We start from the raw sequence: 12458 nt of genomic DNA on the forward strand, positions 1-12458 counted from the left end.
CCCTGGGTCGCTTCGCTGCGCTCGCGATGACGGCTTGGCTCACGCCGCGAACCGCCGCGCCTCCGCCCGGCGCAGGGCCGGCTCCTCGGCGCCGACCCATTCCGTGCGGTGCCGCGGCAGGGCCTCCGGGTGCTCGGCCTGGAGCCACGTGATCATCGCTTCGCGGACGACGCAGCGCAGGTCCCAGGCCTGGGGCGCGTTGCGGGCGCTGACCAGCATCCGGATCTCGATCGTCGACTCCTTCGCGTCCGACACCTGCAGGTTCACCACCTTGCCGTCCCACAGGGGCGTGGCCCTGGCGATCTCGGCGAGCTTCTCGCGCATCGCCGCCACCGGCGCGCGGTGGTCGACGTAGAGGAAGACGCTGCCGATCAGCGAGGCGCCGTCGCGGGTCCAGTTCTGGAACGGCTTCTGGATGAAGTAGGTCAGCGGCAGCACCAGCCGGCGCCAGTCCCAGAGGCGGACCACCACGTAGGTCGCGGTGATCTCCTCGACCCAGCCCCACTCGTTCTCCACGATGATCGCGTCCTCGATCCGGATCGGCTGCGTGATGGCGATCTGGATGCCGGCCACGAGGTTCGACAGGACCGGCTGCATGGCGAGACCGAGGACGAGGCCCGCCGCCCCCGCCGAGGCCAGCAGGCTGACGCCGTACTGGCGCACCGGCTCGAAGGTCATCAGCGCCACCGACAGGGTGACGAGGGCCACCAGCGTCACGCCGGCGCGCTCCAGGATGCGCATCTGGGTGAAGTGCTTGCGCGCCAGCAGGTTGTCCTCGGCGTCGAGCTTGAACCGGCGCAGGTAGATCACTGTGGCGATGTGGAGCGCGGTGGCGCAGCACCAGCCGGTCAGCGTCACGAAGGCGACCAGCAGGATCTGGTTGAGGGCGATCCGCACCTCCCAGGACAAGTGCACGGTGGTCGAGGCGAGGCTGATCGCCACCACGATCAAGCCGAGGCGGCTCGGCCCGCGGGTGCGCGACACCAGCGAGCGCCAGAACAGACTCTTGGTCGCGACCGCCCGCTTCATCGCCCGGTAGACGATCCCGTGCAGGGGCATCACCACGGCGCAGCAGGCGACGATGAGGATCAGGCTCTCGGCCCACCACGGCAGGTAGGCCAGAACGCGGGCGGCGGAGCCGGCGAGCGCGTCGAGGTCCGGCATCGGGGATGGCCTCCACGGGTTCCGAACGGGACCTGTGGCAATGGGCGGGCGCTCGCGGGGGTTCCGCAATGCACCATGTGCCTGCCGCAATGCAGCGGCCCGGCGCGGCGAGTTGCGCCGTCGCGTTCGAGGCTGGGTCTGGACGATGGCTTCAGCACCACCGTTCTTGCGAGCGGAGCAAAGCAATCCAGGGCAGCGCCACGCTCACCGATGGCGCGCTACCCTGGGTCGCTTCGCTGCCCTCGCGATGACGGGAGGAGCGTCCGAACGCTCGCCCTACTTAGCCGCCCCGACCGTCACGCTGCCCGAGGCGGTCCGGCCGAACCGCGCCGGCCGGTACATGTCCTCCACGGTGGCGCCCGGATGGACGTAGGTCCCGGGGGAGACCGCCCGCACCGTGTAGGCGACCGTGAAGAAGGCCGACTGGCTCGGGTCGCGGTCGTAGGCCGCCACGAACCGGTCGTCCCGGAACTCGGTGTGGACCGGCTGCACGTCGGACTTGGCGAAGGCGAGCCCCTGGAGCGCGTCGGCGTCGAGGAGCTTCGGATTGTCGATCTCCAGCCCCGCCGGCAGCGGATCGACCAGCAGGAGCCGCGCCGCTTCCGCCTTGGCCTCCGTGACCTTGAGCACCACCACCAGCCGGTCGTTCTGGCGCAGGCCGCCCGCCGGGTCGACGGTGCTGCCATCCAGCCGCCGGAAGCTCCGCTCGATCGTGTAGCCCTGCTGCGCCGCCGGCTCCGGCACCAGGGGGCTGCCGTTGACGGTCACGGCCACCTGCACGGGGCTGCGGCCGGTATTGGTGAGCTGAACGCCCCGGTCGCCCAGGGCCGTCTCCCGGTAGACCCGGGCCAGCATTCCGGTCTGCGGGGCGCCGTCCACGGTGAACGAGAGGGCGCCCGCCTCGTTCGACAGGCTCTCGGCGGCGAGCACCATCCAGGCATTCTCCTGCGTGCTCGTCGACCGGTCGGCCTGCTGCTCCTCGCCGAGCACGGCCGCGACGGGGCCCAGCGCCCCCTGCGCCAGCCCGCTCTCGGCGGCGAGCGTGATCAGCCCGGCCCCGTCGCGCAGGCGGGAGCCGTAATCGGCGCGGTACAGGCCCTTGTCGCGCTCGGCGCGCAGCACGGTGAGCGCCGAGTCCATCGTCTTGGCGGCCCGGCCGCGGTCGCCGAGCAGCGCCAGGGCGGCGGCGAGCTGCGCCCGCCCGAGGGCGGAGGAGAAGTCGCCGATCTTGGTGTCGGCGAGGTAGCGCAGGTCGCCCATCACCGGCCGGCCGTTCCGGGCGAGCACGTAGGCCGCGTAGGCGAGGTCGGCGCCGCCGTTGCGCACCTCGGTGGCGTTGGCCACCGCGTTGCGCAGGTAGTCGAGTGCCTGGGCGAAAGCCTTCTGCGGCACCGCGAAGTTGCGCTCGCGGGCCCGGGTCAGGAAGTCGGTCACGTAGGCGTCGAGCCAGAGGTCGCTCGATCCCTGCGCCGACCACAGGCCGAAATCGCCGCTCGAATCCTGGCGGGCGAGTAGGCGCTCGATCGATTCGCGCACCCGATCGTCCGCGCCGTTGTCGAGGGCGAGCTTCTCCAGGGCCGCGAGCTTGTTGACGTAGAGCAGCGGCATCGCCCGGCTCACCACCTGCTCGGAGCAGCCGTAGGGGTAGCGGTCGAGCGCCCGGAGCAGCGCCGCCACGTCGACCCCCGGCAGGGCCGTGGCCGAGAGCGAGACGCTGCCGGTCCCCGGCTGAAGGTCGGCGAGGAGGTCCGAGGTCAGCGTCAGGCCCGCCCCGGGGGCGAGGCTGCGCACCGAGCGGCGCAGCAGGGCGCCGGTCCCCGGCGAGATCCCCAGGGCGAAACTCTGGTTCAGGGCGGCCGGGAGGCCGGGTCCCGACAGGGCGAGGTCGAGGCGGGCCGTGCCGGGTCCTGCGGCGGTGAGCGGGATCGCGAACTGGCCCTTGGCGCCGGCCTCCAGCCGCAGCGTCTGGCGCAGCGCGCTGGCGCCGACCACGACCGGGCCGCTCGGGCTCAGGTTGACCGTGTACTCGCCCGCCTGTCCCTCGACGTTGTCGAGGGCCACGAACAGACGTGAGCGGTCGCCGGTGTCGAGGAAGCGCGGCAGCGTGGCGCTGAGCACGACCGGGTCGCGGATGATCACGTCGGCCTGCGCCTGCCCGACCCGGTCGCCGCTCCAGGCGGTGACCATGACGCGCCCGGTGCCGTTGAAGGCCGGGATCGGGAAGGTGACGCTGGCCGTGCCGTCCGGCCCCACGGTGACGACGCCCGAATAGAGCGCCAGCGGTGCCTGGGTCGGCGGGGAGTCGGCGAGCTCGCCGCCGCCCGCGTCGCCGCCGGAGCGGATGGCCCCGGCCGAGCCCTGCATGCCGTCGATCAGGTAGCCGTAGAGGTCGCGGACCTCCGGCCCGAGCGCCCGCTGGCCGAGGAAGTACTGGGTCGGGTCCGGCGCCGCGTAGCGGGTCAGGTTGAGGATGCCGACATCGACCAGCGCCACGGTGATCCGCGCCGGCTCGCCGGCCTTCAGCCCGGTGAGCTGGACCGGCAGAGGCAGGTCCTGGCGCGGGCGCGCCCGCTCCGGCGCCTTCAGGGCGACCCCGAGGCTGCGGCGCTCCCGGTCGACCGAGAACCACGCCAGACCCAGCGCCCGGCCCGGCAGGCGCTTGGCAGCCTGGTCGAGGGGCCGGTAGGCGGTGGCCACCAGGTAAGCGCCGGCGCCCCACTCGGCCTTCACCGGGATGCTGACCGTGGTGCCGCCCTCCGGCACGCTGACCTCCAGGGTCTGTTGCACGCGGTCGCTGACGACCATCAGGCTGGCCTGGCCCTTGAACTTCGGGCTGAGCTTGGCCCGCAGCGTGTCGCCGGCCGCGTAGGCGGCCTTGTCGAGGGTCAGGTCGAGGAGGTCGGGCGCCTCCGCGGTCTCGGAGCCGCCCCAGCCCACCTCGAAGCCGAGGCTCGCGGTCGCCTCCGGGGCACCCGCGGTCGAGACCTCCAGCCGGTAGCGACCGAGGCCGACTGGCGCCTCGATCCGGCTCGGGCCGGCGGCCTTGAGGTCGACGGTGCCGCTGGCGATGCGCCGGGCGGACTTGACCGCCTCGAACGACCAGCGCCCGTCCGCCCGGTACCACTGGTAGGAAGAGTCGATCCGCGACAGGGTCCAGCTCACGCCCGGCCGGGCGAGGAGCGCCCCGTCGGGGCTCGCGAACACCACGTCGAAGCCCGCGATCCCGCCCTCCTTCAGGTCGGTGAAGCCTTTGCGCAGGGCGAGGACCGGGTTGGCCGGGAGGATCGGCAGGGTCAGGCTGCGCGACAGCGCCCGGCCGCCGGGCTCGCCGACCGCCAGCGTGATCTTCGCCTCCAGCGACCGCGGGGCCGCGACCTGGGGCACCGGCACCGTGACGGTGGCGTTGCCCTGCGCGTTCGTGGTGGCGTGGTCCTGCAGCTCCTGCGTCGCCGGCTCCATCGCCTCGTCGTCGAGACCGATGGCGTAGGCCTCCAGACCCTTGATGCCGCTCGTCGCGGCCGCCTGCACGGTCACGCTGCCCGACACGTCGAGATCGGCGCCCGAGGCGCCGTAGAGGTAGCGGGCGGCGACGTCGACCTGCGCGGCCTCGCCCCGGTTCAGGGCCGCCTGCCGGGCCTTGAGGGTCACCTCCAGCCGCTCGGGGACGTAATCCTCCACGAGGAAGCTGGTCTCGCCGATCGCGGGCGCCTTCGGGTCCGTGTAGGCGGAGACCCGCCACGTGCCGTGCATCGCCCCCGACAGGAGCGGCAGCGGCAGGGCCCGCCCGCCGAGCCCCTGGTCGGGCACCGAGACGCGCCGGTACTCGACGCCGTCCGGCCGCTTGACCACCAGGGTCAGCGGCAGATCCGGCACGGCGGCGCCGCGGGGATCGCGCAGCAGGGCGGTGAGCTGGACGGTCTCGCCCGTGCGGTAGACCCCGCGCTCCGGGAACAGGTAGGCGTCGAGGCCGCCGGTCTCGGGCCGTCCCTTCACGCCGCGGTCGGTGAGGTCGAAGGCGCCGAGGTTGAGGTCGAGGAAGCCGTAATCGCCGCCCGCCTGGGCGACCACGAGGCTCGGCGCCAGGCCGCCCTCCCCGCGGGCCAGCCCCGGATCGAAGGCGGCATGTCCCTGCGAATCCGTGGTCCGCGTGCCCAGCACCTCGTTGTTGCGGGCGATCAGCCGGATCTCGGCGCCCGCCATCACCTGCGCGGAGGCGAGCGAGCGCAGGACCACGTTGACCCCGTCCCGGCCCTTTGTGGCGGTGAGCCCGAGGTCCGAGACCACGAACCATTGGGTCGCCTGGGTGTCGTACTCCTCGTCGGACGCGGCCACGCCCGAGGGGCGGGCCAGCATCACGTAGAGGCCGGGCTCCAGCTTGCCCACGGCCTGCAGCACCGGGAAGGCGGTGACGGCCTCCTGGTTCACGTCGGCCTTGGCGGTGTCGAGGGTGCCCTTCCAGACGCGCTGGCCCTTCTCGGACGCGATCGTCCGGGCGGTGGAACCGCTGAGCTGGCCCAGGAAATCCTCGGAGCGCAGGGTCGGCAGCAGGCCGCGGTCGCCGATCCGCAGCACCTCGACGTCGAGCTTCGGCGCGTTCACCGAGACCAGGGGCACGCCTGCCTGCCCGGTCCGGGGCAGGACGTAGTTGCGGCCGGTGAAGCGCACCTGGGGAGCGCGGTCGCGGACGTAGATCTCGTAATCGGCGGCCTTGAGCAGGCTCTCGCCGACGGCCGAAGGCAGGCCCTGGCGGACCACGATGGCGTAGCGGCCGCCGTGCTTGAGCCCGTCGACGCAGACCTGGGAGCCCTCCCCGGTCACGGCGGCCGCGCTGCTGCCCGACACGGCGACGAAGGGCGCGTAGTCGGTCTTGGGCTTGATCGCGTCCGAGAAGGTGAAGCAGGCCCGCGGGGCGGCCGCGTCGGAATCGACCTTGTAGTCGAGGATGCGGAAGCCGTGCTCCGCCCGCAGGGTCTCGTAGGTCTCGCGGACCGCACCGGTCTCGGCCAAAGCGAGGCTCGCCGCGTAGGCGTCGAGCGCCGGCCGCCAGGATTCCTGCTCGGCCTCCGCGGCGCCGAGCGCGGCCAGCGCCGCCGCGGCGTCGGCGGCCGTGCCGGCGCGCTCGTAGGCGCGGTAGGCGGCGGCCGTCACCCGCCCGCGCAGGCGCGACCGGCCCTGGTAGTCGTTGTCCTCGAGCGCCCCCAGGGCCGCCGCGGTCCCGCGGGCGTAGGCCTGCCAGTTGCGCCCGTCGCCCGGGTCGGCCGCCACCGCGGCGGTGAGCGGCGCCAACGCCTCGTCCGGCTTGTCGGCCGCGAGCAGGGCCAGCCCGGTGGCGCGGGACTGGCCGGCGGGCCGGAGCGGGCCCCTGGCCTCCGCCTTAAGCGCGGTCTCCAGGCGGACCGCCGCGCTGGCGAGATCGGGCCGGACGAAGGTCCTGGTGAACGGCGCGGCGACGGCCGTGACCGGCCGGGGCGCGGTGCGGGCTGTCGGCGGGGACTGGGCGAGCGGGGTCTGGGCGAGGGCCGGATTTCCCGCGATCCCTCCGAGGAGCGCCAGGGCACCCGCGAGCCGTCCGAGCCGCGCCATCAGCCTGTTCCTCACCCGCCTTAACCCCAATGATTCGCCTCGGGTCCCGTCGCGCGGGAGCCTAGCACCGGCGGTCGGTGTCGCAACGCTCCAGGCCGCGAGGCTCTGCCCGGCCTCGCGCCGAGGTTCAGAACGCCTTCAGCACCTGCTCGGCGTGCTCGACGGCGACCGGTCCCGCGAAACAGTGAGAGACCAGGGCGCGGTAATCCTGCCAGGGCTGCGAGCCGGTGAAGTCTTTGGTGTGGGCCTCCAGCGTGTCCCAGTGGATCAGCAGCCGGTAGCGCTGCGGGTGCTCGATGGAGCGCCGGACCTCGAAGTGCCGGCAGCCCTTGGCCTGCTTGAAGATCGCCGAGGCCTCGGCGATGCCCTTCTCGAACTCGGCCTCCAGGCCGGGCTTGATCTCGATCTGCGCGATTTCGAGGATCATCGGTGCGGTTCCTGTCTCAGGTGCGAAGGGCGCGGCCGAGCTTGGCCGCCAGAATGCGCTGCGGGCTTAAGGTGGGGTCGGCCTGGGCGGCGACCGGCAGGTAGGCGGTCTGCTCCAGCATGTAGCGGCCGCCCATGGCCCCGTGCATCACAAGGTCCGAGAAGGTCACCCAGGTCTCGCCCGGGCGGAACTCCACGTCGGCCTGGGGGGCCGACGCCTGATAGGTCTCGTCCCGCTTGAGGGCGTCATGCAGGTGCAGCATCAGGTGGTCGTACTCCGAGCGGCGGGCCTTGGTGATGCGCAAAGCCGCGAGCAGGCGCGCCGAGAGCGGCGCGTAGCCCGGCAGCCGCGGCAGAAACTTCTCCGCCATCGACCCGAAATCCTCGCCGACCCGCCAGCGGCGCGGCTCGCCCGCGGGGTTGATGTTGCGGAACACCCGCAGGATCCGCCTCTCGCCGATCGGGTTCGACGGGAAGGCGTCGACGTGCAGGCGCGTGTCGTCGCGCCGCCAGCTCAGCTTACGCCGGTCGACGTCGAAGGGCCGGTAGGAGGTGCCGGCAAGCGTCACGCGATCGCGATATTCGGGCAGGTACGTGCCGATCAGGTCCCGGGCGAAGGCGCGGTAGCGGATCAGGAGCTGGCGCAGGGCCTCCTGCTCCTCCGGCGTGCCGGCCGCGCCGCGCAGCTCCGCGGCTTCACCGCGGATGTTGACGTTCTTGGCCCTGCCGTCCGCGAAGGGCCGCTCGGTGAACCGGCGCTCGAAGTCGCTGAACGGAAACGGCAGGTCCGGGAATAGCAGAACCGCCCCGGCTTCGAGTTCCCGCGCCAGGGAGCCGGGCGTCTCGCCGGGGGCAATTCTGCGGATCGGACTGATCATCGTCTGCGCGCCGGCTGCCGTCACGATGCGGCTCCCTGTAGCGGAGCCGCCGGGGGGAGGCCAGCGCCGCGCATTTCCGGTGGACGACCGGTGTCATCCACCGGCTCGGCGGAAGGCGCCGACCCGATCGGCTTGCGCAACCGCTTCGTTCCCGGCACGTTCCTCGGCCAGTACCCGGCCCGAGAGCCCGGCGGAGGATTGCGCCGATGGCGACGTTGAAGGAATTCGAGGAAGCCCTGCGCGAGCACGGCATGAACATGGCGCTGGCGCTCCTGGAGCGCCTGCGCGAGCGCGACCGCGCGACCCGGACGGTGAAGCCCGCCCGGCGGCTGACCGGCCAGAAGATGACGCCGGAACTCGCCCGGGCGATCCTGGACCTGCACGCTACGACCGGCATGACCCAGCAGGAGATCGCCTTCAAGGTCGGCGTCAACCAGGGCCGCGTGAACGAGGTGATCAAGCGCGGCAAGTGGTTGACCGACGACCCGAACGCCCCGGAGGCTGTGGCCCGCGACAAGGCGGTGGCCCGGATGCGCGGCGACCCGAAGCCCAAGAAGGCCGCCGCTGCCCGCCCCGCCTCCGCGCGCGCCAAGGAGCGCAAGGCCGCGCCGCCCAAGGCGCGCAACCAGGGTCAGCTGGCGCTGGGGGATCTCTGAGGGGCTGCCGCGGCGCCCGTCCTTGCGAGCGGAGCGAAGCAATCCAGCGTCGCCACGCTCAGCGAGGTCTCGCGGCCCTGGGTTGCTTCGCTCCGCTCGCGAAGACGAGGCGGCCCCTCGATCCCGATTGCCTGGCTCTCACCCCGCCGGCGCGAAATGGCCCCGGTAGCGCGCGCCGATCACCTCGACCGGCAGCGCGACGAACACGTCCGTCGTGCCGAACTGACGGTCGATCACCGCGCCGTCGCCGAAGGTGGCGCCGAGGCGCAGGTAGCCCTTGATCAGGGGCGGCAGCGCCTGCAGGGCGGCCTTGGCGTCCACCGCCTCGCGCGACATCCGGTCCATCGCCACCGCCCGCTCCGGCAGCGCCCGGGCCCGCCAGCCCTCCGGCGCGCGGGCGTGGTGGTGCAGGAAGGCGAGCGGCAGCGCCAGCCGGTCCGGATCGGTGCCCTCCAGACTGGCGCAGCCGATCAGCGCGTCGATCCGGTGGTGCAGGACGTAGGCGTAGATCCCCTGCCACAGCAGCTCGACGGTGCGCTTGCCCCGGTAGGGCTTGAGCACGCAGGACCGGCCGAGCTCCAAGAGCCGCCGGTGCCCCTGCGCGGCCATGAGCGGCGCGAGGTCGTACTCGCCCTCGGAATAGAAGCCGCTGTGCCGCTCGGCCACCTCGCCGCGCAGCAGCCGGTAGGTGCCGACGACCTTCGGGCGCGGCTCGACGAAAGGCTTCTTCCGCTTCGCCGCGTGGTCGAGGACGAGGAGGTGGTCGCAGACCGCGTCGTAGCCGTCGACGTCGCGGCGGGACAGGGCGGCGAGCCCGGAGGGCACCGCCGACATCTCCTCGTAGAAGACCTTGTAGCGCAGCCGCTGGGCCCGCCGGATCTCGGATTTCCGTGTCGCCAGCCGGACCTCCAGGCTGCCGATGCGGCCGAGGCTGCGCCCTTCGAACGGCTCGGGCAGGCGGATCGCCCGCTCCGCCGAGAGCACGTCGTCGATTCCGCCCGCGCCCTCGACGCCCGGCAGCGGGATCGACCGGCGGCGCAGCTTGGCGATCGGCGCGCCGACGCCCCATTGCACGCCCTTGTGCCAGCCGGCTCCGAGCGCGCTGTAGGCTCCGCGGGCGAGATTGGCGACCATGGTCGGGTTCACTCCGGGTGCGCGTCCGTGCACCGTCGAATCCGACAGAGAGCACGAAGGCCACACGCCATTATGACAGCCGACGCGAGAAAGCGCCCCGGCCGGGGCCGGGGCGCTCCAAGGGCCTGATGTGGACCTGCTTGTTCCGCGCGGGGCGGGATCAGGCGGCCTGCTGGACCGCGTCCTTGCGGACGTCGCCCTCGATCACCGGGGCGCTGGGGCGCGCCGCCGAGGCGATCTCGATGCGACGGGGCTTCTTCGCCTCCGGGACCTCGCGGACGAGGTCGATGTGGAGGAGGCCGTTCTCAAGCGCCGCGCCCGTCACCTGGACGTGGTCGGCGAGCTGGAACCGGCGCTCGAAGGCGCGGGCCGCGATGCCCTGGTGCAGGAACTCCGCCTTGCCCTCGGCCTTGCGCTCGCCCTTCAGCGTGAGCGCGTTCTCCCGCACCTCGATCGACAGGTCGGACTCGGTGAAGCCGGCGACCGCGACGGTGATGCGGTAGGCGTTCTCGCCGGTCCGCTCGATGTTGTAGGGCGGGTAGGTCGGGGCTGCCTCGGCGCTCGCGAACTGGTCGAGGGCGGAGAACAGGCGATCGAAGCCGACGGTGGAACGGTACAGGGGAGCGAGATCGAACTGACGCATGACATATCCTCGTCTGAGCAACATGCAATTCCGGTCCGCCCGATGGGCCGGACCCGTCTTTCGTGCCGCCTGACGGCCGGCACAGACGAGATATCGGAGGGGGAAAATCGCGCTTCAAGACCCCGAGCGATGGTGGGAAACCAGATTTTTTCGCTACGGTCGGAAGGTGGATCGGGCGGTGCACGGAGGCGCTGAGGTGAGGCCAGTGAGACGCTTCGACGGTGACACCGGGCGCGAGCCGCCGCTCCTGACCCTGCGCGGCACGCCCGACAATCCGGTCCCGCCGGGCGGCACGCTGATCGCGGTCGGGACGCGCGACGACTGCACCCTGCGGGCGGCCTACTGGCAGACGACGGCGCGCACCTGCCGGGGAACGGTCTGCCTGCTCCAGGGCCGGGCCGAGTTCATCGAGAAGTACTACGAGACGATCCACGAGCTGCGCGCCCGGGGCTTCGCGGTCGTGGCCTTCGACTGGCGCGGCCAGGGCGAATCGGACCGGCGGGTGGACGATCCGCACAAGGGCCACGTCGCCCGGTTCGACGATTACCGCCTCGACCTGCGAGCCGTGACCGAGACGATCCTGGTGCCGCTGATGCCCGAGCCCCATGTCGGCCTCGCGCACTCCATGGGCGGGTGCGTCGCCCTCCTCGCGGCCCTCGACGGCTCGCTGCCATTCCGGCGGCTCGTAGCCCTGGCGCCGATGCTGTCGATCCGGATGGTGCGCTGGCCGGCCGGCGCCGCGATCCTGTCGCGAGGTCTGCAGCGGCTCGGCCTCGGGAGCCGCTACATCCCGTTCGGCAAGCCGGTCTCGATCGCCACCAACCCGTACGCGGGCAACCGCCTGTCGCGCGACCCAGTCCGCTACGCCCGCAACGCCGCGGCGGCCCGGCAGGTCGGCGCCGGCGCGGTCGGCGACCCGACGATCGCGTGGCTCGCCGAGGCCTTCCGGGCGATGGCGCGGCTGCGTGACCCGCGGGCGGCGCCGCGGATCACGCTGCCGACCCTGATCGTCGCGGCGGGCGCCGATCCGGTCTGCGGAACCACGGACATCGAGCGCTTCGCCGCCCGGCTGAAGGCCGGCCATATCCTGGTCCTGCCGGATTCCCGGCACGAGATCCTGACCGAGCGCGACGCGATCCGGCAGGATTTCTGGGCCGCTTTCGAGGCCTTCGTACCGGGCTCGCCCCTGCCGACCCACGCGGAGGTCGAGACGCACGCCGTCGCGGTGCCGGTCGCCTGAGGCGTCAGCCTCCGAGACCCGGGTCGATGTCCCGGGGGCGCACGTACCGGTCGAGGCGTCCGCGGCCCGGCGCGAGCTCCGCCCAGTGGTCGCCGTCGAAGTCGATCACCGCGAAGGCCGCCGTCGGGAATTCCAGGGCCAGCCGGTCCCGGGCCGCCCGCGGCCCCGACCCCGCGAGCGCCACCGCGAGGTCGCCGAGGCCCGGATTGTGGCCGACCACGATCAGCGTGGCGGCTGAATCGGGCGCCTGCCGGATCACCCCGAGGATCCGATTCGTCGGCGCCTCGTAGATTTCGGATTGCCAGCGCGTCTCGGGGCTGCCGAGGGCGGCCTCCATCGCGGCCCAGGTCTCGCGGGTCCGCGAAGCAGTGGAGACCAGGGCGAGATCCGGGCACAGGCCCTCGCGGGCGAGGTGGGCGCCCACCGCCGGGGCGGCCCGTTTCCCGCGGTCGTTGAGCGAGCGCTCGTGGTCGGCCCCGCCCGGCGGGCGGTCGGACTTGGCGTGCCGCAGCAGGATCAGCCTGCGCATGAGCGAACCTCTGACGCGAATCGTGGGCCGGCCTCGGGGCTCCCGGTTCGGGCGCGCGCGGCCGAACCGGGCGGCGCCCGCTCCCGCCCGGTTAGCCGAAAGCGCCGCGTGCGGGAACCTCGGCTTTGCCCTCACCGTTCCGACCGCGAGCCGTCCGCGCACGGCCCGCGGCCCGATCCGCGGCGCGACGGTCTCTGGCCAGGAG

The 12458-nt window shown here is 72.9% G+C and carries 9 protein-coding genes; 2 read left to right on the top strand and 7 right to left on the bottom strand.

What is annotated here, in order from left to right:
- Window positions 1–39 precede the first annotated feature (39 nt).
- The 4 genes from BLT59_RS17715 to BLT59_RS17730 form a co-directional block, all read right to left on the bottom strand.
- The gene (locus tag BLT59_RS17715) at window positions 40–1164 is read right to left on the bottom strand and encodes a mechanosensitive ion channel family protein (RefSeq protein ID WP_091783053.1); all 1125 of its coding nucleotides are present in this window, start codon (window positions 1162–1164) and stop codon (window positions 40–42) included.
- 276 nt (window positions 1165–1440) lie between these two features.
- Entirely contained in the window at window positions 1441–6747 is a 5307-nt protein-coding gene (locus tag BLT59_RS17720) for an alpha-2-macroglobulin family protein (RefSeq protein WP_091783056.1), read from the bottom strand.
- A gap of 127 nt (window positions 6748–6874) precedes the next feature.
- Window positions 6875–7174: an antibiotic biosynthesis monooxygenase family protein gene (locus tag BLT59_RS17725; RefSeq protein ID WP_042673072.1), complete on the bottom strand. Its 300-nt coding sequence runs from the start codon at window positions 7172–7174 to the stop codon at window positions 6875–6877.
- 16 nt (window positions 7175–7190) lie between these two features.
- Window positions 7191–8051 (bottom strand): Kdo hydroxylase KdoO, encoded by an 861-nt coding sequence (locus BLT59_RS17730; protein ID WP_091783270.1) that lies wholly within the window; start codon window positions 8049–8051, stop codon window positions 7191–7193.
- Between the two features lie 206 nt (window positions 8052–8257).
- Between BLT59_RS17730 and BLT59_RS17735 the strand changes: the two genes are divergently transcribed.
- Window positions 8258–8707 (top strand): RNA polymerase subunit sigma-70, encoded by a 450-nt coding sequence (locus BLT59_RS17735; protein WP_091783059.1) that lies wholly within the window; start codon window positions 8258–8260, stop codon window positions 8705–8707.
- A 138-nt stretch (window positions 8708–8845) separates the two neighbouring features.
- On the opposite strand, the gene BLT59_RS17740 is transcribed toward BLT59_RS17735, so the two are convergent.
- Both BLT59_RS17740 and BLT59_RS17745 read right to left on the bottom strand, forming a co-directional pair.
- Window positions 8846–9841, bottom strand: a complete 996-nt coding sequence (locus BLT59_RS17740; RefSeq protein ID WP_091783062.1) for a l-ornithine N(alpha)-acyltransferase — start codon at window positions 9839–9841, stop codon at window positions 8846–8848.
- Window positions 9842–10001: 160 nt separating this feature from the next.
- Window positions 10002–10484: an Hsp20 family protein gene (locus BLT59_RS17745; protein WP_012318116.1), complete on the bottom strand. Its 483-nt coding sequence runs from the start codon at window positions 10482–10484 to the stop codon at window positions 10002–10004.
- Between the two features lie 205 nt (window positions 10485–10689).
- Between BLT59_RS17745 and BLT59_RS17750 the strand changes: the two genes are divergently transcribed.
- Window positions 10690–11724 (top strand): alpha/beta fold hydrolase, encoded by a 1035-nt coding sequence (locus tag BLT59_RS17750; protein WP_091783066.1) that lies wholly within the window; start codon window positions 10690–10692, stop codon window positions 11722–11724.
- Between the two features lie 4 nt (window positions 11725–11728).
- On the opposite strand, the gene BLT59_RS17755 is transcribed toward BLT59_RS17750, so the two are convergent.
- A complete protein-coding gene (locus tag BLT59_RS17755; protein WP_091783069.1) occupies window positions 11729–12253 on the bottom strand; it encodes a SixA phosphatase family protein in 525 nt (174 codons plus the stop codon).
- Window positions 12254–12458 lie beyond the last annotated feature (205 nt).

This window comes from Methylobacterium sp. UNC378MF (assembly GCF_900103195.1).
Lineage (GTDB): Bacteria > Pseudomonadota > Alphaproteobacteria > Rhizobiales > Beijerinckiaceae > Methylobacterium.

Excerpts from the sequence above, each read along its gene's own strand:
- BLT59_RS17735 (WP_091783059.1), top strand. The coding sequence starts at position 8,258 with ATGGCGACGTTGAAGGAATTCGAGGAAGCCCTGCGCGAGCACGGCATG.
- BLT59_RS17755 (WP_091783069.1), bottom strand. The coding sequence starts at position 12,253 with ATGCGCAGGCTGATCCTGCTGCGGCACGCCAAGTCCGACCGCCCGCCG.
- BLT59_RS17725 (WP_042673072.1), bottom strand. The coding sequence starts at position 7,174 with ATGATCCTCGAAATCGCGCAGATCGAGATCAAGCCCGGCCTGGAGGCC.
- BLT59_RS17745 (WP_012318116.1), bottom strand. The coding sequence starts at position 10,484 with ATGCGTCAGTTCGATCTCGCTCCCCTGTACCGTTCCACCGTCGGCTTC.
- BLT59_RS17740 (WP_091783062.1), bottom strand. The coding sequence starts at position 9,841 with ATGGTCGCCAATCTCGCCCGCGGAGCCTACAGCGCGCTCGGAGCCGGC.
- BLT59_RS17715 (WP_091783053.1), bottom strand. The coding sequence starts at position 1,164 with ATGCCGGACCTCGACGCGCTCGCCGGCTCCGCCGCCCGCGTTCTGGCC.
- BLT59_RS17720 (WP_091783056.1), bottom strand. The coding sequence starts at position 6,747 with ATGGCGCGGCTCGGACGGCTCGCGGGTGCCCTGGCGCTCCTCGGAGGG.
- BLT59_RS17730 (WP_091783270.1), bottom strand. The coding sequence starts at position 8,051 with ATGATCAGTCCGATCCGCAGAATTGCCCCCGGCGAGACGCCCGGCTCC.